Below are 24,600 nucleotides of genomic sequence, written 5' to 3' on the forward strand. Positions count from 1 at the left end.
GGGGACGTCGTGATTGTGATGTCAGTCGCGGGGCTCGACTGGAACGTCGATATCACCGTCGTCATCCAGGTCGAAGGCGCTGAGGTCACCCACACCCTCAAGCCCGGTCATGTTGATGAGGTCACTCCACTCGACAACACGGTCGGAGACATCCATCCTCGCCGGGCGGCCAAGACCGAGCTGGAGAAAACTACTTCTGGGTTTACGTCCGTAAAGCACGAACCAGAGCGGAGCCTCCTTGAGTTTCTGGGGAAGCTCATCGTCGTTCTCGACCCACTCGGGCAATGGGAGGGGTAGCTGAGACTTCGGGCGGTCGTTGTCGAGGGAGTGCTGCGTTGCCGGGCCTTTGCGGCGAGTTTTTGGGCTGACTCGAGGATCCGGGTCAGAAACATGCTCGGCCGAGGAGAGAGCGAGTTGACACTTTCCGTCCGGGTTGAGGAGGCGCGGCTGCCCCATCACGACGGCCTTTCGCCAGCCGCGTGCGACGAGGATCTGCGCGAGAAGCTCGAAAGTGTCATTGTAGAGATCTGTCCCCGCGGCGTTGGGCGGCGCGAGCTCAGAGCGGTTGATAGCTCGGGCCAATCCGGGACGGAAGGCGGTTTGAAAGTCGCTGGAGTACAGGTCGAGCTCAGCGAGGCGATCTTCATCGCCGGCTCCTTCTTGGGGAAACAGATTCAAGATCGTCATGGGACGCCTCCTCGCTCGATGCGTGAAACTCTACCGCATGTGTGGTCCAAAAATACGCATAACACACCTTTTCTCGTCACTGGGGTTGATGTGCGGCCTCCAGAAGCTCCTCCGTACCTGTTTTCAGCCGAAGGTCGGTGGGGTGTGTTAGCTTTGTCCCAACACGGCTAGCCGCTATCTCTTCACCGAGAGGCGGCTAGTTTTCTTTTATGACGCATGACAGCAGCTACGCTAAGCCGTTCAAGACGGTGCGCGAACAGGTTGCCTTGCTCGCGTCGCGGGGCATGGATGTTGGGGACCAGGAGACAGCGGAAACGCTGCTAAGCCGCATCGGCTACTACCGACTGTCGGGATACTGGTATCCGTATCGAGAGCGAGAAATCGACGGTGTCGGTAACACCATCGTGAAATCTTCCGTCCGGCCCGGAACGACGCTCGCCCATGTCTGCTCGGTGTACGACTTCGATCGCGAACTCCGTGCCTCCCTGTTTGATGCCCTGGAAGCAGTTGAGGTAGCCCTTCGGTTTCAGGTTGGGCATACGCTAGGACGGCGAGACGTTTTTGCGCACCGCCAGCCCACTGCCTTGGACCCCGGATTCGTCTTGGCGCCGGCGCAGGCGGAGTCAGGAGAAACAACCCATTCGGGCGTGGGCGCGCAGGGGGACGCCAAGACCGACCCAGTCGAGCAGGTCCCCTCAAAGACGCGTCATCAGGAATGGCTGGAGCGCTTCGATGACCAGGAACGCCGTTCCCAGGAGGCGTTCGCCACTCATTTTCGTTCCAAGTACGGCCCGCACCTGCCGGTGTGGGTGGCGACCGAGGTCATGTCCTTCGGCACGCTCGCGCAACTGTACGGCGGCGCCGCACAAGATGATCGCGAGCGGATCGCTGCCAGCCTGGACCTCATCGGCAAGGACGGCAAAGGTGATGCAACACTGCTGTCGAACTGGCTCAACCACATTCGTTACATTCGGAACCTCTGCGCGCACCACTCGCGTATGTGGAACCGCAGTTTCGACGTGGAGCTAGCTTCCGCAGCTCACATCCCCGACCTAGCCCATCTCGCCAGCAAGTCACAACGCCGTCTGTACGGCACGATCTCCGTACTCACGTTTCTGCTGGCGAGAGTTGCGCCCGCGGCCGACTGGAGGACGCGCATCCAACCTTTCATCCAGTCGCGTACCGACAAGCTGGGGCTTGATCTTGACGCACTCGGGTTTCCACCCGGGTGGGAAACCGCTGACATGTGGCGAGAGAACTATCAGAGAGATCCGAAAGTAGCCCAGCGCGTCAGCCTGTTGGCCGATCTCAACCTGGCCAGCACCTCGACGATGCGAGAACTCCTCCACAGTCGCGAGCCCAAGGAACGCCGCAGTTGGCTGAACTATCTTCGAAGTCGCCATGCCCTGGTGTGGGTGACAATGGGCGAAGCGAAGCTCTTTCCGTCGTTCCAGCTCGATCACGACTCTGGGAACATTCACTCCGTTGTCGGCGATATCAATGCTGATTTCTATGCTCATCTGACGACTGACGGGGCTGAGGCGGAGGATGCCCGATGGCAGATCTTGGAATGGTGGACTACCTCACCGTCAGCCAGCGCGGACACACCAGTCGAGCAACTTCGGAAGGGCACTCTGACCCTTGAGGGAGCGCAATCCACCTACCTTTAGCTGGATCGCAGCGCTCGGCGCACGCTGGACGCACCCACTCCGAGTACACGGCCGATGCTCTCCCAGCTCGCGTGTTCGGCGCGCATGCGCTCCGCGGTCGCGATCCGCTCGGGCGTCATCACGCTCGGACGGCCGCCAACGCGGCCCTGGCTGCGCGCGAAATTGAGGCCACGCTGCGTGTTGTCTCGGATGGTATCGACGCGGAGCTGCGCGAACACCGCAACGATGCCGTAGAGCGCCCGCCCCATCGGGGTGGTGGTGTCGATCAGGGGCTCGCTAAGACTGACGATGTTTACCTGGCGAGTGTCGAGATCCTGCAGCGTTTCAATCAGGATGCGCTCACTGCCGGCGAGACGGTCGAGGCGCCGGACTTTGAGGGTGTCCCCCGGTCGGAGGTAGTCGAGACAGGCGAGCCACTGCGGTCGGTCGGTGACTCGGCTGGACTCGCCGTGGTCGACGAAGACGCGTTCGCAGCCGGCGGCGCGCAGCTCGGCTTCCTGCGCCTCGGGGTTCTGGTCTCGTTTCGAGACGCGGGCGTATCCGACTTCGTGTGCCATGCCGAAAACGGTACTGCCGATGTTCCGGCGCGGTTAGGTTTCGGCAGGGGGTTTCGGCGGATCGTTTCACGGCGTGTCGCGCACCTGAGCGGCGGTGCCGGTCGTCCCACCGAAAACGATCGATTTCGGCGGGCGCTGAAGCCATATTCGCGTGACCCATGCAGCGCGAGCGTCCCAGCACGGGGAGGAGATTCACGCGGACATGGCAAACAGATGACTACGGTAAAGACGAGATGAGTTTGCGGAGGTCAGGCACCAGGAGACTGTCCACGGGGAAGCTCAGGGCGGGGATTCAGGATGATCTGAATGAGGCCCAGGCCGACGCCGATGCCGATGGAGATATCCGCGATGTTGCCAATGAAGAGGTTGCCGTAGGCGAGGAAATCGGTCACGTGACCGACGCCGAATCCCGGCGGGGCAAGGAGGCGATCGATGAGGTTGCCCACTGCTCCGCCCCAGACGAATCCGATAGCGACCGCCCACACGATCGACTTGGATCGCCACGCAGCGTAGAGGAGTGCGATCGTCGCTGTGGTTCCGATCACAGTAAACACCCACGTGCTCCCCGACCCGAGCGACATGACTGTGCCGGGATTGAATGCCAGCTGGAGGCCCAACAGGTCACCAACTAGGGGAATGCGCTCGTGCTCGCTGAGCCGGGTCAGGGCTAGAGCCTTCGAACCCTGGTCGATCACCGTCATGCTGAATGCGACCAGGAGCGCAACAACCAGCCTCCGACCTCGATCCCGCCTCACCAGGCGCCACTCATGCGGTAGGTATGGCGGGCGCCAGCACGGTGCTCCGGTAGGAGTGATGAGGTGTGCACGAGGGGATTCCTGACGTTGAGCGTTTGTAGTCCAGACGCTTCGGATCGCGCCCATTCGGAGGATCTGGCGCCGCACTCGATAATACATCCAAGCGTGTATATTCATTGAGTGCTGACTATTACTACTCGCTTGGACGTGATGAATCGCCTCGGCCGCGCTATGGCCGACTCGACGCGATCACGCATTCTTATGTCGCTGCTTGACGGCCCGATCTATCCGGCGGCGCTCGCCCGCGAGCTGGGCCTGAGCCCATCGAACGTCTCCAACCATCTCACGTGCCTCCGTGACTGCGGCATCGTCGTGGCAGAGCCCGAGGGGCGGCGCACTCGATACGAGGTCGCAGATCCTCGGCTGACCACGGCGCTGACCGCTCTACTGGATACGACCCTGGCCGTGGATCACGAGGCCGAGTGCATCGACCCCACGTGCACAGTTGCGGACTGCTGCACGATGGAGGTCAGCGCATGATCTTCCTCTCCATCCTGCAAGCAGTTGGTCTGTTCCTGGTAACGAACATCGACGACATCATCGTGCTCTCGCTGTTCTTCGCCCGAGGTGCGGGCCAACGAGGTACAACGACCCGGATTCTGCTCGGACAGTATTTGGGGTTCGCTGGCATCCTCGGCGCCGCCGTACTCGTTGCTCTCGGCGCAGGAGCGTTCCTCCCTCCTGAAGTCATTCCCTACTTCGGCCTCATCCCCCTGGGTTTGGGTCTCTGGGCGGCATGGCAGGCGTGGCGCAATCGCGACGACGACGATGACGACGAGGGCAAGATCGAAGGAAAAAAGGTCGCGGTCTGGGCTGTGGCCGGGGTCACCTTCGCCAACGGCGGTGACAACATCGGCGTCTACGTCCCCGTGTTCCTCAGCGTGGGTCCCGCCGCGGTCGTCGCGTACTGCGTGGTGTTCCTGGCCCTCGTTGCGGTCCTGGTCGTTGTCGCAAAGTTCATCGCTACTCGTCGACCGATCGCGGAGATCCTGGAACGTTGGGAACACGTGCTGTTCCCGCTCGTTCTGATCGGTCTGGGCATCTTCATCCTGGTTAGCGGTGGCGCATTCGGGCTGCGATGAGTCGAGCACGAGTGACGCGGTTGCCTGACCCGGAGCAGGTGACCACCAGGGCGAGCAGCGGGGCACCTCCTGCTGCTCGCTCGCGTGCTGCGTGGGCGATGGTCGGTGTCGGCGTGTGCGTGATTGCGGCACTATTGCTGATCGAAATTTTCGCGCCGACGTTCTTCCCGGTTTCCCTCCCGACCCGCGCGCAGGACGGCCTCACACTCGCTGTCAGCGTCCTCATTGAGTCGATGCCATTCGTCACGCTCGGCGTGGTCTTGTCGATCATCGTGCAGGTGTGGATTCCCGCCGGGGTGCTCGAACGTTGGATGCCGCGACGGGCATGGCTGCGTCGGATGGTGCTCTCGCTCCTGGGCATGTTCGTCCCGGTCTGCGAATGCGGCAACGTGCCGTTTGCTCGGGGACTGCTGATGCGCGGCTTCACTGTCCCGGATGCGCTCACATTCTTGATCGCAGCCCCGATCGTCAACCCGATCGTCATTCTCACGACCCACCAAGCCTTCGGATTCGATGACGGCATCCTGATTGCGCGCCTTCTCGGCGGCTACGCGATCGCCAACCTCATCGGCTGGCTGTACAGCCGTCACCCCGATCCGGGAACTCTACTCACTGACCAGTTCCGTGATACATGCGACAGAGCCGCCCACGAGTCAGGCAGCCGTGGCCGCGGTCGGCGCAGCCTCACCCAGTTCGTCGTCGAGTTCCGCGCAGTCATGCCCGCACTCGTGATCGGCTGCGCACTAGCCGGTGCCATTCAGGTGCTAATCCCCCGTGAGGTTCTCCTGTCTGTCGGATCCAATCCAGTCATGTCGATCGTGGCAATGATCTTGATCGCGATGGTCGTATCGATCTGTTCGAACGTGGATGCGTTCTTTGCCCTGTCGTTCGCGTCATTCTTCTCCGCAGGATCAGTCGTCGCCCTCCTCCTCGTCGGCCCCCTCGTCGACGTCAAAATGCTCGCTCTCCTGCGCACCACGTTTAGCACCCGGACTCTCGCGGGCATCGTGGCTGTCGTGCTCCTCGCAGCCTTCACGATCGGGCTGGGACTCAACGTATTGGCGTAGCGGCGATGACGGGTTCCGAGTCGATGGATCGCCATTCGAGCCCTCGAGGCTCCGAGTGGATAATGCCCGATGGGGGGACAAGCCAGAAACGCCTGCCGAAAGCAGGTACCGGCGAGCACTAGCGGCAGGCGTCTAAGGACGTGGGATGCGAGCTCGCCGGAAACGATCGTTATCGGCTGCCTGGCGGTCGACCTGTGGTGCTCTTGTTTGTGGTGAGCCAAGATGGGGGCCATGCCTCGCCTCCGTTACGCTTCTGCGACAGCTCTGGTTCTCGCGTCGATCACGCTTCTCTCTGGCTGCAGTACTGACCTGGTCGGATTCTCGGACCTTCAAGGGGAGAGAGAAAGCCGCGATGAGTTGCCGGAACTCACGGACTATGCGTATGACGACGTCGACGTATCGACGAGTCGCTACGTCGGGGAGCATGCGGGCACTTCGCTCTGGCTCGCTCGCGGCCTCGAAAACTCAACCGTTTGTCTTGTCGCGGACGCAGGCAAGGATGAGTGGGTGGTGGGCTGCGGTGGCGGCACGGTCGGGGTCGACGGTCTGGCAGGCAAGTACCAAGTCGTGGTCGACGGAGTTCAAGCACCGGAAGGGGCGGTCAAGATCTCCGAGAACGTCTACGCCTGGTAACCGTCCAAACTGTCTACCAACGTCACCTCATACCCCGGACGGGGCAGAGACGAGCGGGACAGTCCGAGATCAGCCGAAAGCCCTTGTCGTTTGGCGGTTGCGGCGAACGTTTGTGACGGGAACTCCTAGGCAGGCACTAGATCGCGCCGTAAATGATCGATTTCGGCGGGATCAGTGCTGCACTACGGTGCGAACCGCGGTGCCGACGGTCAATCGGTCGCTATGAACCACGCGGTCGCTTTGGTCCCAACAGGAGTTTCAGCACGCGCTCGGCGTTCTTCCGGGTCTCGCCCCGTCCGAAGGTCGCCACCATCGCTAGGAACACTTTGAGGCAGTAGCGGGCACTGACTGCAGTGGCCAGGGCGACGACTGATGCGGGCGGGGCGGCGTCGAGGAGCTGCGAGAGGTAGTCGGGCACCGTGTCTCCGAACTGGCGCTAGCGCCCCGTCGCCCGGCGCCGGTCAGGAAAGACAGGTCAGTTAGGGCTTCTGGTGGGCGGACTAATCCGCAAGCTGCGATCGAATCAGCGGACATCTTGCCCCGACCCACGGGGAGGACGGGAGATGACGGCGCGAGCGCAGACCACCTGCGGGGAGACAGGGTGCCGGTCCCGCCGGCTTGCAGCCTCTCCGCCGATGAGACAGGGTGCCGGTCCCGCCGGCTTGCAGCCTCTCCGCCGATGAGACAGGGTGCCGGTCCCGCCGGCTTGGGATCTCATCGATACCCCGCTACGCGGGGTATCCCCGCTGCTACGCAGTCGGGGTATTGCACCCTCCGCTGCTATGCAGACTTGGAGGGATACTGCTTCTGCGTACATTCTAGATCGGCTGACGGACAGTCGCACCGAAACGATGGCGGTCTCAACCCACCAACGCACCACGAGGGTAGATGATGCGTTGTCGTGGAGGCTGGGATGAGTGTGGTGACGTCGCTGCCAGCGGCAGTACAGGACGTCGTGTGGCAGGCATGGGGCGAGGGCATCTGCGCGACATGGTCTCCATCCACCACCGCCCCGCCACCGTGACCGACCGGCTCGAGCCGGGTCATTGGGAAGGTGACCTCGTCATGGGCAAGCGCCCGAGCGCGGTCGCGACCCTCGTCGAGCGCACCACCCGCTACCTGAAGATCGTGCCGCTGCCCGACGGGATCAAGGCCAAGGACGTCAGCATCGCGGTCGCCCGCGCCCTGTTCAACGTCCCACCCGGCATGTGCAAGTCCCTGACCTGGGACCGCGGCCGCGAGATGGCCGACCACGCCTTCCTCAGCGCACTCATCGACGCCCCGGTCTACTTCTGCGACCCCCGCAGCCCGTGGCAGCGCGGCACCAACGAGAACACTAACCGCCTCCTGCGCCAGTACCTCCCGCGACGCACGAACATGAACGCGACGAGTAACGACGAGCTCGAACGCATCGAGAGGCTCCTGAACGAACGGCCTCGGCAGGTCCTTGAATGGGCGGCGCCGACGGAGAGGTTTCTTGAGACCGCAGCGGCGGCTCGAGAATTGCGCCGGTCGATGAGCAGATCCGACGCAGGCGTGCGAGCTGTAGCTGAGGAATGAAGCCGGGGCAGGCAATGAGAATCGGCGACTGTGATGTGTCTCTGCGAGACCGCCCACCGGGGATACCCCTTCGAGTCAGGAGGGCGACCAGCGTGGGCGTGGCGCCGGTCTGGGCGCAGCCACGATCACATCGGGCTTGTCACGTGGACGATCCTGAGTGGGCCTTCTTCAGGTGTGGGCGTCTCGAACCCGTCGATGTACGCGATCGCTCGCTCGCGCGACACAGCGATGTCGTCCGGGCCGGAGTTCTCGCGCTGGGCCAACCTGCCCAGGAGGATCGACCGCCTGGTGTCCAGGTAGTAGACGACCGGGACGACGCCGAGGGGGGCGCAGAGCCGCCTGAACTCATCGCGCGAGGCACGGGACCAGAACGAGGAGTCCACGACGACGCCCTTCCCCTGCTTCACACAGTCGACGAGCTTGTCCTGGAGCGTTCCGTTGACGACCTGGCGCGCGTCGTCGCCGATCGGGTGCGTCCGGTGCCCGAGGGCCCACGCCTCGCCGTCGAACGAGACCCTGACATAGCCCCGGGCCTCCAGGCCACGCGCGTAGGTCGACTTCCCCGATCCAGCCGGACCGCACATGAGGATGACCTGGTCCACGTAGCCAACCCTATGCGGGCTCAACGCAGGTGAGGGACGAAGGCGGTGACGCCCGGGTAGGAGTCGAGGCCTGCATGATCACCTACGGCCGGCATCACCCGGAAATCCGCTTGACCATACCGCCGTGCCGTAAGCCGATCCCCTACCGAGACACCCCGCGCACGCCCACGCGGCGAGCCTGTGAGTTGGGGCGTTAAATGTCGCGCTCCTTTCGGCGTTACCTGTCATCGGAAATTTCAGGCGAGCTGGTCGTGAATGCGTCCAGGAACGTCCGACCTTGGACGCCCAGCGTGGCTTTCGAGCCCCGGGGATTGCGGGCTGCTGTTGCTCTACGGGCAAGGACGCCGACGCCGACGCCGACGCCGACGCCGACGCCGCTAGCGTCTTGAAGGACCCGTCTCCGTCAGCGTGATTAGCCGTCCAGAGATCTCGCTGAGGAATCGCTTTCCGGTGTCGGTGACGGTGAAGGTCTTTCGACTAGCTCCGGTGCGGTGGGCCTCGACCTGCGTACTGATCAGGAAGCCGGAGTTCTCTAGCCGTTGCAGGGTGCGATATAGGCCCCGCTCTGTAATCCAGCTGATCGCGGCGTGGATGAGGACGGCTGCGCGGTAGATGACCGCGTGCTTGTCGTAGCGGGTGGCGAGCCCTCGCCATTGCTTGGTGTGGCAGAATCGGCGCTCGATCACGTTCCGGTTCCTGTAGTCGGCGGCGTCGAGTCCGACCGGGCGGCCGCCTCGTGACCCGCCACGCTTGCGATGACCCTTCTGGTCGTCGGGCTCGGGGATCGCGGCCTTGATTCCACGGGAGCGCAGATGGCCGCGGATCGCGCGGGACGAGTACGCCTTGTCGGCGCGGACCGCCTCGGGTCGGGTGCGCGGCCTACCGGTGTCGCGGCCGACGCGCAGGTGCGCCATCAGCGGCAGGAACATCGGCGAGTCCCCGGCCTGCCCGGGCGTGATCAGCGTGACCAGAGGGAGTCCGTTGCCGCGCGTCGACGACGATCTCGGCGGTGATCCGGTCGCTGATCGACCAGCCGACGATGCGGCGGCTGAACGCGTCGATGACGGCGGCGCAGTAGACCTATCCGTCTCTCGAGCGGTGCTGTGTGATGTCGCAGAACCAGAGCCGGTTGGGCGCGTCAGCGCGGAACTGCCGCTTCACGAGGTCCTCGTGCGTGGCGGTGTCGGGCTTCCAGCCGCGCCGCTTCCGGCGGTGCGAGACTCCGGCCAGCCTGCCCAGTCGCATCAGCCGCGCGAGACGCGCTTGCGGCTGACGTGAACGCCGAGTCCGAGCCGGAGCTCGGCGAGCACCCGCGGAGCACCGTAGGTTTCCCGCGAGTCAGAGTGGATCCGGCGGATCGTGGTCGTCAGTTCCGCATCCGCGATCGCGCGCCGTGACGGCGGCCGGCTCGCCCATTCACCCGGTTCCGGCGCCGCAACTCGACGAGCTCCTTGTGCTCGTCGGTGGTGACCCCGGCCTTGCGGCCGGAGTCGACAGCGTCACGGTTCATCCAGTTCCGAAGGCAGGATTCGCTGATCCCGAGGTCACGCGCGGTCTGCGCATCGGGATTGCCCTGAGCAACAAGATCGAGGGCTCGACGCCGGAACTCCGGCGGGTGGGCAGCAGGCATGTCACGGACTCCTTCCGAGACGATCATCGCCTCAAAGTCGGTGTCCGGAAAAGCGGGTCAGGCTCCGTTCGTCAGGCAAATGTCTTGCGAAATGTCTACGTGGGGTCCATGCTGGCGCCAGAACGAGTTTCGTTCGCGCCTCTGCTTGGACCACATCGTCCTGGTGGGTTCTACACCTCCGACCGTCGAACAAACATCGGCAGTGGAGTTATAGCGACTCAGCGTAAATGGGAGGGGGTGGTGAGATGGTGACCTCATGTGCGGACCTGCGCATCGCTCAGCAGATGGATCCGCGCTCGATGTCGGTCGATCTGTCCCGAGCGGGCGACGAGTACGTTCCTGAGGCGAACCTGCCAGGCATCGACTCGGAGTCCATCGAGCTGGGTGGGCGGCCAGCCGCTCACCGTCCGCGCGGTCAGCGGCCCAGTCCGGGACCGCCGGCGCGAAGTGGTTCACCGCCGAACGGCCCCCACGGGCAATTCATGCGGCTGCTGGGACTGGCGCCCGGCATCGACAGCGACAGCGTCACCGCCAGTTGCGATCTGGGCGTCCTGCGGGTGGTGATGCCCATCGAGCAGCCCGCCGTCCGGAAAGATCCCCCTGAAGCAGCCTGCTTCCTGACTCTGGGCACTCAGCCCTGCGCCTGCGCCGATCCTGGCGCGCTCTTTGACGACCCCTGCAACGTGTCTCACGTGACAAGAAAGGAACAACCATCATGGCCAAGGCAGTAGGAATCGATCTGGGAACCACGAACTCCGTTATCGCCGTCTGGGAGGCCGGCGAGGAGAAGGTCATCCCGAACGCGGAGGGAGCCCGCACTACCCCGTCGGTGGTCGCTTTCACCGAGGACGGTGAACGGCTGGTGGGGCAGCTTGCCCGCCGGCAGAGCATCCTCAACCCGAAGGGCACCATCTCGTCCGCCAAGCGGTTCATCGGCCGGTCCTTCGACGAGATCAAGGAGGAAGCCAACGCCGTCGGCTTCGACGTCGTGGAAGGCCCCAACGGCGAAGCACGGTTCAACATCCGCGGCAAGCAGTACGCGCCGGAGGAGATCAGCGCCCAGGTGCTGCGCAAGCTCGTCGACGACGCCAGCAAGTTCCTCGGTGAGAAGGTGACCGAGGCCGTCATCACCGTTCCCGCCTACTTCAACGACGCCCAACGCACCGCGACCAAGGACGCCGGACGCATCGCCGGGCTCGAGGTGCTGCGCATCATCAACGAGCCCACCGCCGCCGCACTGGCGTACGGAATGGACAAGAAGAACCACGAGACCATCCTGGTTTTCGACCTCGGTGGCGGCACGTTCGATGTCAGCCTCCTCGACGTGGGCGACGGGGTCGTCGAAGTGCGATCCACCGCGGGTGACACCCACCTGGGCGGCGACGACTTCGACCGCCGGCTGGTGGACTACTTTGCCGACGAGTTCAAGAACGAGAACGGCATCGACCTGCGCAACGACCCGCAGGCGCTGCAGCGACTGTTCGAGGCGGCCGAGAAGGCGAAGGTCGAGCTCAGCTCGGTGTCCCAGACCCAGGTCAGCCTGCCCTTCATCACCGCCGACGCCAGCGGACCCAGGCACCTCACCATGACCGTGAAGCGGTCCAAGTTCGAAGACCTCACCGCTGACCTCGTTGAGCGGTGCCTCGGTCCGGTGCGTCAGGCGATGGCCGACGCGAAGGTCAGCGAGAACGATATCGACGAGGTCATCCTCGTGGGCGGTTCCACCCGCATCCCCGCTGTCCAAGCGCTCGTCAAGCGGCTCACCGGCGGCAAGGAGCCGAACATGACGGTGAACCCCGATGAGGTGGTCGCTGTGGGCGCCGCCATCCAGGCGGGCGTCCTCAAGGGCGACGTCGACGACGTGCTGCTGCTGGATGTCACCCCGCTGTCGCTGGGTGTGGAGACCCGCGGTGGCGTGATGACGAAGATCATCGAACGCAACACCACCATCCCCGCCCGACGCAGCGAGGTGTTCTCCACGGCCGAAGACAACCAGCCGTCGGTGGAGATCGTCGTCCTGCAGGGCGAGCGGGAGAACGCCGCAGACAACCGGGTGCTGGGCCGGTTCCAGCTCACCGGCATCCGCCCCGCTCCTCGCGGTGAAGCGCAGGTGGAGGTCACCTTCGACATCGACGCGAACGGCATCCTGCACGTGACGGCGAAGGACAAGGACACCGGCACCGAGCAGGGCATCACCATCAGCGACACCTCGAATCTGGACCAGGGCGAGATCGACCGGATGATTAAGGAAGCCGAGCAGCACCGTGCTGACGACCAGGCGCTGCGCCAGGCCGTGGACGCCCGCAACGAGCTGGACTCCGCCGCCTACCAGGTCGAGCGGGTACTGCGTGAGCTCGGCGACGCTGCACCGGAGCACGAGCGTGCCCGCGCGGAGCTGCTCATCACGCAGGCCCGCGAGGCAGTGCAGAACAACGTCGGCGAGCAGGAAGCGAAAGAGCGCACCGGCGAGCTGCTGCAGGTTGCGCAGTCCCTTGCTGCGGCCCGCGCGAACGCCAGCCACGCTGAGCAGCCCGCTCAGGACGACGAAGACGACGTCGTCGACGCCGAATTCGACAAGTAGCACGGAGGGAGGATCGCGATGGTCGAGGAGCAGAACGAGGACACGCGGGCCGTGGACCTGCTGAACGACGACCTCACCGACGTGTCCCCGGAGGAGATCCGCGCCGCGCAAGCAGCGGTCGCCGCCCAGTTGGAGACGGCCGAGGACCGGTGGCGCCGGGCGGCGGCGGACTACGACAACCTCCGCAAACGGATGGCGCGCGAGATCCAGACGGTCCGCGAGCAGGAGCGGCGGCACACCGCCAAAGCCTTCTTGCCCGTCGTCGACGGGCTGGACCGGGCGCTCAGCTTCGGGGTGGACCTTGACGAGGGCGTTCTGGGTGGCATGCAGGCCATCCGGGCGCAGGCCGCTGATGCGTTGCGCGCACTCGGGTACCCCGAGATTGTCATCGACGGTGCGGAGTTCGACCCGCAGCTGCACGAGGCGGTCTCGGTGGTCGAGGATGCCAGCGTCCCGCCGCGCAGCATCCTCGCCGTCACTCGCCCCGGGTTCGGAACGCCTGAGCGGATGCTGCGACCGGCTGCGGTCGTGGTCACCCGCAGGCCGGATGAGGAGTAGGAGATGGCGGAGGATCTCTACAGCGCGCTCGGGGTCTCCCGGTCGGCGGATCAGAAGGAGATCCGCCGCGCCTACCGGGAGAAGGCCCGCAAGTTCCACCCGGACGTCAACAAGACCCCGGGGGCGGAGGAGACCTTCAAACGGATCAGTGAAGCCCACGATGTGCTGTCGGACCCGGAAACCCGCTCACAGTACGACCGGTTCGGTGAGAACTTCCGGCAGTACGCCGCCGCGGACGCGGCTCGCTCCTCCGAGCAGCCGCGCCGCAGCGGGGGCACCCGATACACGTGGAGCGGGGGCGGCGCGCAGAGCTCGAACTGGGAGGACCTCTTCGGGGGCGGCTTCGGTGGTTTCGGTCGCGGCGCCGACCACACCGCGGAGCTGGAGATCACCGTCGAGGAGGCCTACCGGGGCGGGCGTCGCACCGTGCAGGTCGCGTCCCCGTACGGCGGCGCGCAGGAGTACACCATCGACATCCCAGCGGGCGCTGTCGACGGGCAGCGGCTGCGGATCTCGGGCGCAGGCGGAGCGGGCGCCGATGGACAGGACGGGGACCTGCTGGTCACGCTGCGCGTGAAGGACAGTAAGCGGTACCGGCTCAGCGGCGCGGACATCGAAACGGACCTTCCCATCTCACCGTGGGAGGCGGCGCTGGGCGCGGATGTCAGCGTGCCCACCCCCGGCGGCCCGGTCACCGTGCACGTTCCGCCCGGCTCGTCCACTGGCAGGCGGCTCCGCCTGCGCGGGCAGGGGATGCCCCGCAGAGGACAGCCGGGAGACCTGTATGCGCGGGTGAAGGTCGTCGTTCCGCGCACTCTCAGCAAGAAGGAGAAGGAGCTGTTCGAACAGCTCCGCGACGAATCGTCGTTTGATGCCAGGAGAGGATCATGACCTCACATCACCTGCCCGTCCGTGTCGCCCGGGCCGACCTGGCGGCGACCGCCGTGGCCGCAGGTATCCACCCGGATACGCTGCGGAAGTTCGTCGAGCTGGGGCTGGTCACCGCCCACGTCGACACCAGCGGCCGGCTGTGGTTCGCCGGTACCGTCCCCGCCCGCGTGCACACCATCGTGCGTCTGCACTCCGATCTTGCCGTGAACTACGCCGGCATCGCACTCGTGCTCGACCTGCTCGCCCGCATCGAGCAGCTCGAGCAGCACCGGACCATCCGACTCGAAGGAGACACCCCATGGACATGAACTCACTCACTCAGAAGTCGCAGGAAGCGCTCACCTCGGCCCAGAGCATCGCGGTCCTGGCCGGTCAGATCGAAACGGACGAGGAGCATCTCCTGCTCGCACTGCTCCAGCAGGAGGAGGGGCTGGTTCCCCGACTTCTGCAGACAGCGGGTGCTGACGTGGAAGCGGTACGCGCCGACGTCGAAGCGGAGATCGCCCGCAAGCCCAGCGTCTCCGGGTCCTCCCCGCAGACCGGTCAGGTGTATCTGAGCCGCAGCCTCACCTCCACCCTGGAACGGGCGGAGCGGGAGGCAAAGCGGCTGAAAGACTCCTACATCTCCGTGGAGCATCTCGTTCTGGCCCTCGCCGACGACTCCTCCAACCGTGCCGCGTCCCGCGTGCTGCGCGGGCACGGTGTCACCCGGGAGAGCTTCCTCAGCGCGCTCACCAAGATCCGCGGCAACCAGCACGTCAACTCCGCCACCCCCGAGCAGACGTACGAGGCGTTGGAGAAGTACGGCCGTGACCTGGTCGCTGACGCCCGGTTGGGCAAGCTTGACCCGGTCATCGGGCGTGATGCGGAGATCCGCCGGGTCATCCAGATCCTCTCCCGCAAGACCAAGAACAACCCCGTCCTCATCGGCGAGCCCGGTGTCGGAAAGACCGCCATCGTGGAGGGCCTTGCCCAGCGGATCTTGCGTGAGGACGTGCCCGAGGGCCTTCGCGACAAGACCGTGTTCTCGCTGGACCTGTCTGCCCTGGTCGCCGGCGCGAAGTACCGGGGCGAGTTCGAGGAGCGAATGAAGGCAGTCCTGGCAGAGGTGAAGGCAGGGGAGGGACGCATCCTGCTGTTCATCGACGAGCTCCACACTCTGGTGGGGGCGGGAGCCACCGAAGGGGCAATGGACGCCGGCAACATGCTTAAGCCGATGCTCGCCCGCGGGGAGCTGCACCTCATCGGTGCCACCACCCTCGATGAGTACCGCAAGCACATCGAGAAGGACGCTGCCCTGGAACGCCGGTTCCAGACGGTGATGGTCGAGGAGCCTGACGTGGAGGACGCGATCTCCATCCTCCGCGGCCTGCGCGAACGACTGGAGATCTTCCACGGTGTCCGCATCCAGGACAGCGCATTGGTCGCTGCCGCCGTGCTGTCGCACCGGTACATCTCCGACCGGTTCCTGCCCGACAAGGCCATCGACCTCATCGACGAAGCCTGCGCGCGACTGCGAACCGAGATCGACTCAATGCCCGCTGAGCTCGACGAGCTGACCCGGCGGGTGACCCGCCTGGAGATCGAGGAAGCGGCGCTGTCGAAGGAAACGGACCCTGCCAGCAAGAAACGGCTGGAGGAGCTGCGCCGGGAACTGACCGACCTGAAGGCGGAGGCGGACTCCAAGCGCGCCCAGTGGGAGGCGGAGCGTCAAGCGATCCGCAAGGTCCAGGAGCTGCGCGGTGAGCTGGAGCGGCTGCGGCGGGAGGCGGAGGAAGCTGAGCGCTCCTACGACCTCAACCGTGCCGCTGAACTGCGGTACGGGGCTATCGCTGACGCGGAACGACGCCTGCGCGCCGAGGAGGAGCGTCTCACCTCCAAACAAGGCGGGCAGCGGCTGCTGCGGGAGGTGGTCACCGAGGACGAGATCGCCGAGATCGTCGCAGCGTGGACGGGGATCCCCGTGGCCCGGCTGCAGGAAGGTGAACGCAACAAGATCCTCACCCTGGACGCCACCCTCAAGGAGCGGGTGGTCGGTCAGGATGAGGCCATCACGCTCGTCAGCGACGCGATTATCCGTGCCCGCTCCGGCATCCGCGACCCGCGCCGACCCATCGGCTCCTTCATCTTCCTCGGCCCCACCGGTGTGGGAAAGACCGAACTGGCCAAAGCGCTCGCGCAAGCACTGTTCGACAGCGAGTCGGCGATGGTCCGGCTGGACATGAGCGAGTACCAGGAACGTCACACCGTCAGCAGGCTGGTCGGTGCACCTCCCGGGTATGTCGGGTATGACGAGGGAGGGCAGCTGACCGAGGCGGTGCGCCGCCACCCGTACAGCGTGGTCCTTTTCGACGAGATCGAGAAAGCGCACCCGGACGTGTTCAACACGCTGCTGCAGGTCCTTGACGACGGCCGCATCACCGACAGCCAGGGACGCACCGTCGACTTCCGCAACACCATCGTCATCATGACCTCCAACATCGGTGCCCATCACCTGTTGGGCTCCGATGGGGGCGCGATCCCCGACGACGTGCGAAACAGTGTGCTCGGTGAGTTGCGCGCCCACTTCCGTCCCGAGTTCCTCAACCGGGTGGACGACATCGTGGTGTTCTCGCCGCTGGGTCGTGAACAGATCCGGGACATTGTGGAGCTGCAGTTCACCGACCTGCGCTCCCGGCTGGCCGAGCGTCAGATCCGCATCGAGCTGACGCCCGCGGCACGCCAACTCATCGCCGACCGCGGCTACGACCCCGTGTACGGTGCGCGTCCGCTGCGACGCTACATCAGCCATGAGATCGAGACCCGACTGGGTCGTGCGCTGCTGAGCGGGGAGGTGATGGACGGGTCGACGGTCACGCTGGACGTGCACGACGGCGACCTCGTCTTCAACATCGCAGCGCCCGTCGAAGAGGAGGACACGGCGTGAGCGCGATTGTGACCTGCCCCAACTGCGGGAAGAAGAACCGTGTCCCCGCCGCCGCGTCGGGGTACCCGCGCTGCGGCGTCTGCAAGAGCGCCGTGCCGTGGATCGTCGATGCGGGCGATGCGGACTTCGCCGAGGTGGTCGAGAAGGCCCCGCAAGTGGTGCTCGTGGACTTGTGGGCGACCTGGTGCGGACCGTGCCGGATGGTCAGCCCTGCCCTCGAGAAGGTCGCCACGGAACGTGCCGGCAAGCTCAAGCTGGTGAAAGTGGACGTGGACGCCGCGCCGGAGACGGCCCGCAAGTTCTCCGTCCAGGCGGTGCCGACTCTGCTCATCCTCAACCAGGGGAACGTGCTCTCCCGCCAATCCGGAGCCGCCCCGCCGGACGTGCTGCTGCGCTGGGTGGACGAGGCGCTGCAGAAGAAGGCTGACTCGGCCGGTGCTGCTCGATGAGATATGTCGACCCACACGTCGCGCTCATCCGCCCGGTCCGTCCCCGGACACCCGGGTCATGTGGGGACTGCGTGGCGGCCGGCACGCCCTGGCTGCACCTGCGGATGTGCCGCACCTGCGGGAAGGTCGGGTGCTGCGACTCCTCCCCGATGCGGCACGCCCGCACGCATGCGCTCACGGCGGGGCACCCCATCGTGCGGTCGCTGGAGCTGGGGGAGAACTGGAGCTGGTGCTACGTGGACGAAGCGTACCTATGAGTGACACGCCCGCCGCCAACCGCCGCCAGGTCGCTCAGGCCGAGACGCCTGACACCATCGGCGCCTTCCCGCGGCTCAGCGACGAGCAGATCGCGGTGCTGCTCGTACGAGGGCAGCGCCGCACCCTCACCGACGGGGAGGTTCTCATCCAGCCCGGCGAGCACCCGTCCTCCCTCTATGTCGTCCTGGAAGGGCACCTGCTGACGGCGGACACCGAGCTTGCGGCGGATCCGCGTCACTCCGATGAGTCGTTGGCGGTCGAGGTGCACGGCCGCGGCCGGTTCGTGGGGGATGTCGGGCTGCTGGAAGGACAACCGTCTTTCGTGTTCGTCTCCGCCATCGGCGCCGCCGAGGTGGTGGAGGTGCCCGTCGATGAGCTGGAGGCCATCGTCACCTCGGACCCGCTGTTGGGTGAGATCATCCTGCGGGCCTACCTCATCCGCCGCTCCCTGGCCATCGGGGCGGGAGCGGGCCTGCGGATCGTCGGCTCCTGCTTCTCCCCGCAGACCCGGGATCTGCTGGACTTCATCGCACGAAACCGGCTGCCCCACCGGCTGGTGGACCTGGATGACGACGAGAAAGCGGAGCGGCTGGTCCGTCAGCTCGGCGCCACCGTCGCCGACTTCCCGCTGGTGATCCTCGGCGGCTCACGCACCGTCCTGGGTGCCACCCCGGCACGGCTTGCCGAAGAGTTGGGGATGCGCCCGCCCGCCCCACCGGCCACCTGCGATGTGGTGGTGGTCGGCGCTGGGCCGGCTGGTCTTGCCGCGGCGGTGTACGCAGCCTCCGATGGGTTGTCGGTCTACCTGTGCGACACGGTCGCCACCGGCGGGCAGGCGGGAACGTCAGCGAAGATCGAGAACTATCTGGGGTTTCCTGCCGGAATCTCCGGCACTGAGCTCGCCGACCGCAGCCTCCTGCAAGTGCGCAAGTTCGGTGCCACGTTGGACATCCCGACCACGGTCCAGGAGGTCGTGGAAGATGAGGACTGCTTCCGGGTGATCTTCCAAGATGGCAGGGAGGTCACCTCAGATGTGGTGGTCCTTGCCACCGGAGTGCGATACCGCTCGCTTCCCGCCGCGGGGCTGGACCGGTTCCAGACCTCGAACGTGTTCTACGCGGCAACAGCGCAGGAAGCGCAGATGTGCGTAGACACACCTGTCGCTGTTGTCGGCGGCGGCAACTCCGCCGGCCAGGCGGCGCTGTTTCTTGCCCGCACGTCCTCCCGTGTGCACCTTGTGGTGCGCGCCGCGGACCTGGGAGCGGGAATGTCCAGGTACCTGGTGGACCAGATCCAACATCACCCCCGTATCAACGTGCTGCTGTCCTCGGAGGTCGTGGAAGCACACGGCGGCAACCGTTTGGAAGCGGTCACAGTCCGTCACGGTGACGTGCTGGAGAAGCTCCGCGTGGGGCACGTGTTCGTCTTCATCGGCGCCGCTCCGGCGACGACGGGATTGAAGGTCGATGTGGCACGCGATCCTGACGGGTACATCCTCACCGGCGCGGAGGCGGAGCTGGCCGGCGCGCGGACGGAAGGAAGCCCCCGCTTCTCTTTGGAGACCACCATCCCCGGGGTCTTCGCTATCGGCGATGTGCGGCACGGGTCTGTGAAGCGAATGACCTCGGCTGTGGGTGAGGGCGCCAGTGTGGTCCGGCAGATCCACGAGTACCTGAACGAGGGTCGTCACAGTCGGGTGTGCGCATGAGCTCCGACATCCAGGGACACCTGACGCCGCACGCCGCCCCGAACCCGGCAGCCGTGGGAGAACCCGCGGATCCTCCGGTGGCCCATGCGGGCGTAGCGGGCGAGATCCGCTCGACGTTGCGTCGAATGAGGTGGTTTCGCCGCATGCCGGTGCTGCATATCGCCGAGGAACGCGGCGAGGGCCCGACGGTGCTGCTGCTGCACGGTATCGCGTCCTCGTCGGTGACGTTTCACCACGTGATCCCGCTGCTCGAGCGCACCCACCGCGGTGCATCGCCATCGACCTGCTCGGCTTCGGCGAGTCGCCGGCGCCAGAGTGGGCCGATTACACGGCGTCGGAGACGGCACCGTGGCGGAGCACTTCAACGAGTACGACAAGCGAGATCGCGCCCTCCAGTTCGCGGCGGAGCACGGCGTCTCGATCGATCACTGCTGTGCCATCGGTGAGAGTCGGTCCGACCTTCCGCTGTTCGCCGCCGTGCCGACATCACTCACTCTGAACGCCGGGCCCCGGCTCGGGCGGCCGCGTCCGCTGCCGTTGACACGAAGGACCTGCGCGACGTCATCCCCTGGCTCGAGGCGTGGAAAGCCGCCCTCCACTGAACTTGGGCGTTCGCGGCGCAGACGACCGTAGCCGATCCCTGAGGTGTGTACACACTTGATTCGCCTGTGGAAAGTTTGGCTGCTCAGTGCTCTTGTGACTGCGTACCGGGTCATCGGTTGTCAAGCGTCGGCTCTTCTGCTCAGGTAGCCGCAACGATCAGTTTGATCGCCGCGGCAAGGTATTCCGCGGACGCGCCGACGCCGTTCTCGGCAACTTGTGCAGGAGTTCCAGCGGCGACGACTGCGCCGCCATCATCGCCGGCGCCGGGTCCGAGGTCGATGACGTAGTCGGCTTCTGCCACCACGCGCATGTCAAGTTCCACCGCGACGACGGTGTTTCCTGCGTCGACGAGGGTTTGCAGATGCGTGACGAGCCGGTCAGCGTCAGCGCAGTGCAGGCCCGAAGTTGGTTCGTCGAGAACATACAAGGTGTCCCCTCGTTGTGCGCGCTGTAGCTCGCTTGCGAGCTTCACGCGTTGTGCCTCACCTCCAGAGAGCTCGGTTGCCGGTTGTCCGAGTCGCAAGTATCCGAGGCCCACGTCTGACAGTGCAGCTAGTGAGCGGGTGATGTCGTCTTCACCGTCAAAGAACGGGTGGGCTTCCTCAACGCTCATCGCGAGCACGTCAGCGATGGTGCGCTCCCGCCAAGTGATCTCGAGGGTCGAGGCTTTGTACCGGGTCCCGTGACAGTCGGGGCATTCGGTGTACACGGATGGGAGGAAGAGTAGCTCCACCATCACGGACCCTTCGCCCTCACAGGTGGGGCAGCGGCCGCCGGAGACATTGAAGGAGAAACGGCCGGGCTTGTACCCACGCGAGCGAGCCTCGGGCGTCTCAGCGAAGCGTCGACGGACGTGGTCGAACAAGCCCGTATATGTTGCAACGTTCGATCGGGGGGTTCGTCCGATGGGTCGTTGATCGATGTTGACCACCCGCCGGACCCCCTCGAGAGAGCCGTCGAGGACACCGTCGAGCCGCTCTGGGGTATCGGCAAGGAGCAACTCGTCGCCGGTCGGTTCGTCCTCCGCCGGAGTGCTGTGACCGAGGCGGTCACCGACGAGAGCCGGGAGGGCCTGGCTGACCAAGCTCGACTTGCCGGAACCCGAGACTCCGGTGACCGCGGTGAAAACACCCAGGGGAATGTCGATGGAGACGCCGTGCAGGTTGTTACGAGTCACGTCCTTCAAGTGGAGCCACCCGCGCGGGTCGCGAGGGGTGTGCGGGGGCAGTCCACTTCCACCGAAGAGGTAGCCGCGTGTCACTGAGTCCTTGACGTCGGCAAGCCCATCGGTAGGGCCGCTGTAGAGAACGCGGCCGCCGTGCTCGCCCGCGCCGGGGCCGATGTCCACGAGCCAGTCCGCGTGCCGCATGATATCGACGGAGTGTTCGACGACGAACAGGCTGTTTCCGCTTCTCTTGAGCCCGTCGAGGATCTTCAAGAGCGCTGTCACGTCTTGTGGGTGAAGGCCTGCGGATGGTTCATCGAGGACATAGACGACGCCGAACAGGTCGGAGCTGAGCTGTGTGGCGAGCCTGATTCGTTGCAACTCGCCACCCGACAGGGTCGGGGTGGTTCGACTTAACGACAGATACCCGAGGCCAAGATCGGTCAGTGGGCGGAGTCGCTCGATCAGCCCGGAAGCGAGTCGAGACGCAGCGGCGCGCTTCTCCGGCGAACGGTTTGCGGTGCGGCGCACATCGGGTGCGGCGGCGTGCGCGGACCCTCCGGCGGCGATGCGCTGCTCCGTGGCTGTGCGACGGGAATTGGCATGCAGCACAGCACCATTCGGAACGGTCTCGGCCTGTTGCGCTTCCGCAACAACGTCGGAGAGCATGTCAGCAAGCTCTCGAAGCGGCAACTGCGAGAACTCCGCGATGTCCAGGCCCTCGAACGTGACCGAGAGCGCTTCAGGCTTCAGCCGCTTCCCGTGGCAGACCGGGCATAGGGCAGCGTCGAGGTACTGCGCGACGCGACGCTTCATCGACGCGCTCTTCGAGTTCGCGAATGTGTCCAACACATACCGGCGGGCTCCGACGAAGGTGCCCGAGTAGCTCGGCTCGACCCCGGCCTTGGTCGCGGCGCGAGCCTCAGCAAGCGTCAACCGGGAGTGGACCGGAACGAACGGGGTCTCATCCGTGTAAAGGATCCAGTCCCGGTCTTTTCGTGGCAGATCTTTCCATGGCACGTCAACGTCATAGCCGAGGGCCACCAACACGTCGCGGAGCTGGTGTCCGTGCCATGCCGTCGGCCAGGACGCGATCGCGCGCTCCCGGATCGTGAGCGACGGATCCGGCACCATCCGCTCCTCGGGCACCGCGTAGACACGACCAATGCCATGACACTCCGGACAGGCCCCCTGCACCGTGTTCGCAGAAAAATCCTCCGCGTAGAGCATCGGCTGCCCATCCGGATAGTCCCCGGCGCGGGAGTACAGCATCCGCACGAGACTGGACACCGTGGTGATGCTTCCCACCGTGGACCGGGCACTGCGTCCTCCACGCTGCTGCTGCAACGCCACGGCCGGCGGCATCCCGGTGATGGAGTCAACATCGGGAACGCCCGCCTGGTCGATCAGACGGCGAGCGTACGGCGCCACCGACTCCAAATACCGTCGCTGCGACTCCGCGTACAGCGTCCCAAACGCCAACGATGACTTCCCGGAACCCGACACACCCGTGAACACCACTAACGAGTCCCGCGGAACGGAGAGGTCCACATTCCGCAGGTTGTGCTCCCGAGCACCCGAGACCCGAACCTGCGCGTCGGCGGCGGGTGAAGAATCAGACGAAGTCATGACCGGATCATAGTGGAGAAGGATCGCATCTTCATCGCCGACAGCTTGCGTGCGGGGTGGTCGCTGCGGAAGATCGCGGCCGAGCTGGGACGGCCGGCGTCGACGATCAGCCGGGAGGTTCGCCGGAACAGTCACCCCCGGTCGGGCGACTATTGTCCGTATGCCGCGCACGACCGGGCGATGGCGCGTCTGCCGCGGCCGAAGGCGGGGAAGATCGCACAGAATCCCGAGCTTCGGGACTACATCCAGCGCAAACTGGAGATCCGATGGAGCCCCGAGCAGATCGTGCACTCACTCAAGCGGGACTTCCCCGACCGACCGGAGGTGCGCGTGCCCACGAAACGATCTACCTCGCCCTCTACGTCCAGGGACGGGGTGAACTGCGCCGGAAGACCCACAAGCAGGCTCAGACTCGCCAGCCGCGCTACCGCGCCCCATGGTGATGATCAGTGATCGACCGGCTGAGGTTGAAGAGCGAGCCGTTCCAGGCCACTGGGAGGGCGATCTCATCATCGGGAAGAACAGCGGTTCCGCGATCGACACGCTCGTCGAGCGCACGACACGGTTCACGATGCTCGTCCACCTGCCCGACGACCACGGCGCCGTCACCGTCGGCGCCGCATTGGCACACACGATTCAGCGGCTCCCCGCGCACCTGCGCCGTTCTCTCACCTGGGACCAGGGCAGCGAGATGGGCAAGCACCGGTCGTTCACCATGTCGACCGACATGCCCGTGTACTTCTGCGGCCCCGCCTCACCCTGGCAACGCGGCTCGAATGAGAACACGAACGGTCTCCTGCGGCAGTACTTCCCGAAGAGCACCGACCTGTCAAAGTACTCGGCCGAGACGCTCGAGATGGTTGCTCATGAGCTGAACACGCGACCCCGCAAGACTCTCGACTGGGACACTCCCACTCAACGGATGGCGTGTCTGCTCAGCGCCAGGTAAGGGGCTCGGCCCGGGGCTGTCGCTGGGGACAAGAAAAATGCTAGACACGAGGGCATGACGATCTATCCGCACACGCACGCCCTTGGGCGAATCGATGTTCTTGATCTCCCCGACACCCCGGCGCTCAGCCGTGATGTCACTCTCGATGTCGATGCAGTGCAAACCGCGTGGCCTGAATTTGAAGGAGCTTTTGACTCGCTGCAGGGCCGCAAGATGATGGGGCTCGTCTTCGGCGGCAACGATATTTACCGCTTGTCATCCGTGCGCCTCGACCGAGACACCGCCAACTCACTCAGCCTCGACGAAACGACGATCCACGGCGGCCCCTACCTTCGCCTACGACTTCGTGGCAACGCACCTGAAATCTACGGGCAAATCGCTCCAGCATTCGATGCTCTCTTCGCCCTTGCGGATCACGACGATAACCGACCGCACATCGAGTACTACAAGCGAGAGGGCGAGGTCGACTGCCTCGTTCCAATCCGCCCCATCGCACCCTGATTCGACTCTCGAGTAACGATAGAAGTGCCCCTTCCGGCGAACGACCGGAAGGGGCACTTTCGTATGCTCAGAGGACGTC

The 24,600-nt window shown here is 65.2% G+C and carries 24 protein-coding genes and 2 pseudogenes; 17 read left to right on the plus strand and 9 right to left on the minus strand.

Annotation, left to right across the window (positions count from 1 at the left end):
- Window positions 1-21 precede the first annotated feature (21 nt).
- Window positions 22-687 carry a hypothetical protein gene (locus HDC31_RS14100; protein WP_113681189.1) on the minus strand — a complete coding sequence of 222 codons (666 nt, stop codon included), beginning with the start codon at window positions 685-687 and terminating at the stop codon, window positions 22-24.
- 209 nt (window positions 688-896) lie between these two features.
- On the opposite strand from HDC31_RS14100, the gene HDC31_RS14105 reads away from it, so the two are divergent.
- Entirely contained in the window at window positions 897-2,357 is a 1,461-nt protein-coding gene (locus HDC31_RS14105) for an Abi family protein (protein ID WP_179516244.1), read from the plus strand.
- On the opposite strand, the gene HDC31_RS14110 is transcribed toward HDC31_RS14105, so the two are convergent.
- A complete protein-coding gene (locus HDC31_RS14110) occupies window positions 2,354-2,914 on the minus strand; it encodes a recombinase family protein (RefSeq protein ID WP_113681187.1) in 561 nt (186 codons plus the stop codon). The genes HDC31_RS14105 and HDC31_RS14110 overlap by 4 nt on opposite strands.
- 248 nt (window positions 2,915-3,162) lie before the next feature.
- Window positions 3,163-3,615: a signal peptidase II gene (locus HDC31_RS14115; protein WP_227530113.1), complete on the minus strand. Its 453-nt coding sequence runs from the start codon at window positions 3,613-3,615 to the stop codon at window positions 3,163-3,165.
- 234 nt (window positions 3,616-3,849) lie between these two features.
- Here HDC31_RS14115 and HDC31_RS14120 point away from each other — a divergent pair, with 234 nt between their 5' ends.
- From HDC31_RS14120 to HDC31_RS14140, 5 genes are all read left to right on the plus strand, one after another.
- Complete coding sequence (locus HDC31_RS14120; protein WP_061018111.1) at window positions 3,850-4,209, plus strand: helix-turn-helix transcriptional regulator; 360 nt, start codon at window positions 3,850-3,852, stop codon at window positions 4,207-4,209.
- The gene (locus HDC31_RS14125) at window positions 4,206-4,811 is read left to right on the plus strand and encodes a cadmium resistance transporter (RefSeq protein WP_025103726.1); all 606 of its coding nucleotides are present in this window, start codon (window positions 4,206-4,208) and stop codon (window positions 4,809-4,811) included. Before HDC31_RS14120 ends, HDC31_RS14125 begins: the two co-directional genes overlap by 4 nt.
- A 98-nt stretch (window positions 4,812-4,909) precedes the next feature.
- Window positions 4,910-5,878, plus strand: coding sequence for a permease (locus tag HDC31_RS14130; RefSeq protein ID WP_257022179.1), 969 nt, complete (start codon window positions 4,910-4,912; stop codon window positions 5,876-5,878).
- A 357-nt stretch (window positions 5,879-6,235) separates the two neighbouring features.
- Window positions 6,236-6,511 (plus strand): hypothetical protein, encoded by a 276-nt coding sequence (locus tag HDC31_RS14135; RefSeq protein ID WP_137772159.1) that lies wholly within the window; start codon window positions 6,236-6,238, stop codon window positions 6,509-6,511.
- 966 nt (window positions 6,512-7,477) lie between these two features.
- A complete protein-coding gene (locus tag HDC31_RS14140; RefSeq protein WP_181800725.1) occupies window positions 7,478-8,071 on the plus strand; it encodes an IS30 family transposase in 594 nt (197 codons plus the stop codon).
- 125 nt (window positions 8,072-8,196) lie between these two features.
- Here the strand turns inward: HDC31_RS14140 and HDC31_RS14145 are convergent, their stop codons facing one another.
- The 5 genes and pseudogenes from HDC31_RS14145 to HDC31_RS14160 form a co-directional block, all read right to left on the minus strand.
- Window positions 8,197-8,673, minus strand: a complete 477-nt coding sequence (locus HDC31_RS14145) for an ATP-binding protein (RefSeq protein WP_308472282.1) — start codon at window positions 8,671-8,673, stop codon at window positions 8,197-8,199.
- Between the two features lie 377 nt (window positions 8,674-9,050).
- A complete protein-coding gene (locus tag HDC31_RS20020; RefSeq protein ID WP_308472283.1) occupies window positions 9,051-9,266 on the minus strand; it encodes a PadR family transcriptional regulator in 216 nt (71 codons plus the stop codon).
- A pseudogene (locus tag HDC31_RS14150) lies at window positions 9,246-9,788 on the minus strand (transposase); the annotation flags it as partial. The pseudogene HDC31_RS14150 and the gene HDC31_RS20020, both read right to left, overlap by 21 nt.
- A 129-nt stretch (window positions 9,789-9,917) precedes the next feature.
- The gene (locus HDC31_RS20610; RefSeq protein ID WP_113681201.1) at window positions 9,918-10,058 is read right to left on the minus strand and encodes an IS3 family transposase; all 141 of its coding nucleotides are present in this window, start codon (window positions 10,056-10,058) and stop codon (window positions 9,918-9,920) included.
- The gene (locus HDC31_RS14160) at window positions 10,040-10,303 is read right to left on the minus strand and encodes a transposase (RefSeq protein ID WP_164734079.1); all 264 of its coding nucleotides are present in this window, start codon (window positions 10,301-10,303) and stop codon (window positions 10,040-10,042) included. The genes HDC31_RS20610 and HDC31_RS14160 overlap by 19 nt, the downstream gene beginning before the upstream one ends.
- Before the next feature lie 299 nt (window positions 10,304-10,602).
- Here HDC31_RS14160 and HDC31_RS20615 point away from each other — a divergent pair, with 299 nt between their 5' ends.
- The 9 genes from HDC31_RS20615 (at window position 10,603) to HDC31_RS14200 (ending at window position 19,674) form a co-directional block, all read left to right on the plus strand.
- Window positions 10,603-11,034 carry an Hsp20/alpha crystallin family protein gene (locus tag HDC31_RS20615; RefSeq protein ID WP_374939225.1) on the plus strand — a complete coding sequence of 144 codons (432 nt, stop codon included), beginning with the start codon at window positions 10,603-10,605 and terminating at the stop codon, window positions 11,032-11,034.
- Window positions 11,019-12,884 (plus strand): molecular chaperone DnaK, encoded by a 1,866-nt coding sequence (dnaK, locus tag HDC31_RS14165; RefSeq protein ID WP_087132770.1) that lies wholly within the window; start codon window positions 11,019-11,021, stop codon window positions 12,882-12,884. The genes HDC31_RS20615 and dnaK overlap by 16 nt, the downstream gene beginning before the upstream one ends.
- A gap of 18 nt (window positions 12,885-12,902) precedes the next feature.
- Window positions 12,903-13,442: a nucleotide exchange factor GrpE gene (locus tag HDC31_RS14170; RefSeq protein ID WP_087132769.1), complete on the plus strand. Its 540-nt coding sequence runs from the start codon at window positions 12,903-12,905 to the stop codon at window positions 13,440-13,442.
- A gap of 3 nt (window positions 13,443-13,445) precedes the next feature.
- Entirely contained in the window at window positions 13,446-14,333 is an 888-nt protein-coding gene (locus HDC31_RS14175) for a DnaJ C-terminal domain-containing protein (RefSeq protein ID WP_087132768.1), read from the plus strand.
- A complete protein-coding gene (locus HDC31_RS14180; RefSeq protein WP_087132767.1) occupies window positions 14,330-14,641 on the plus strand; it encodes a chaperone modulator CbpM in 312 nt (103 codons plus the stop codon). The genes HDC31_RS14175 and HDC31_RS14180 overlap by 4 nt, the downstream gene beginning before the upstream one ends.
- The gene (gene clpB, locus HDC31_RS14185; RefSeq protein WP_113681183.1) at window positions 14,632-17,259 is read left to right on the plus strand and encodes an ATP-dependent chaperone ClpB; all 2,628 of its coding nucleotides are present in this window, start codon (window positions 14,632-14,634) and stop codon (window positions 17,257-17,259) included. The genes HDC31_RS14180 and clpB overlap by 10 nt, the downstream gene beginning before the upstream one ends.
- A complete protein-coding gene (gene trxA, locus HDC31_RS14190) occupies window positions 17,256-17,708 on the plus strand; it encodes a thioredoxin (protein WP_113681182.1) in 453 nt (150 codons plus the stop codon). The genes clpB and trxA overlap by 4 nt, the downstream gene beginning before the upstream one ends.
- 104 nt (window positions 17,709-17,812) lie before the next feature.
- A complete protein-coding gene (locus tag HDC31_RS20290) occupies window positions 17,813-17,965 on the plus strand; it encodes a UBP-type zinc finger domain-containing protein (RefSeq protein ID WP_229778846.1) in 153 nt (50 codons plus the stop codon).
- The gene (locus HDC31_RS14200; RefSeq protein WP_113681180.1) at window positions 17,962-19,674 is read left to right on the plus strand and encodes an FAD-dependent oxidoreductase; all 1,713 of its coding nucleotides are present in this window, start codon (window positions 17,962-17,964) and stop codon (window positions 19,672-19,674) included. Before HDC31_RS20290 ends, HDC31_RS14200 begins: the two co-directional genes overlap by 4 nt.
- 742 nt (window positions 19,675-20,416) lie before the next feature.
- Here the strand turns inward: HDC31_RS14200 and HDC31_RS14205 are convergent.
- Window positions 20,417-23,071 carry an excinuclease ABC subunit UvrA gene (locus HDC31_RS14205; protein WP_179516246.1) on the minus strand — a complete coding sequence of 885 codons (2,655 nt, stop codon included), beginning with the start codon at window positions 23,069-23,071 and terminating at the stop codon, window positions 20,417-20,419.
- On the opposite strand from HDC31_RS14205, the pseudogene HDC31_RS20025 reads away from it, so the two are divergent.
- A pseudogene (locus HDC31_RS20025) lies at window positions 23,057-24,020 on the plus strand (IS30 family transposase). The gene HDC31_RS14205 and the pseudogene HDC31_RS20025 overlap by 15 nt on opposite strands.
- Window positions 24,021-24,074: 54 nt before the next feature.
- Window positions 24,075-24,521: an AraC family transcriptional regulator gene (locus HDC31_RS14220; RefSeq protein ID WP_113681179.1), complete on the plus strand. Its 447-nt coding sequence runs from the start codon at window positions 24,075-24,077 to the stop codon at window positions 24,519-24,521.
- Window positions 24,522-24,600 lie beyond the last annotated feature (79 nt).

The sequence above is a fragment of the Microbacterium sp. JAI119 genome (genome assembly GCF_013410135.1).
Taxonomy (GTDB): domain Bacteria; phylum Actinomycetota; class Actinomycetes; order Actinomycetales; family Microbacteriaceae; genus Microbacterium; species Microbacterium oxydans.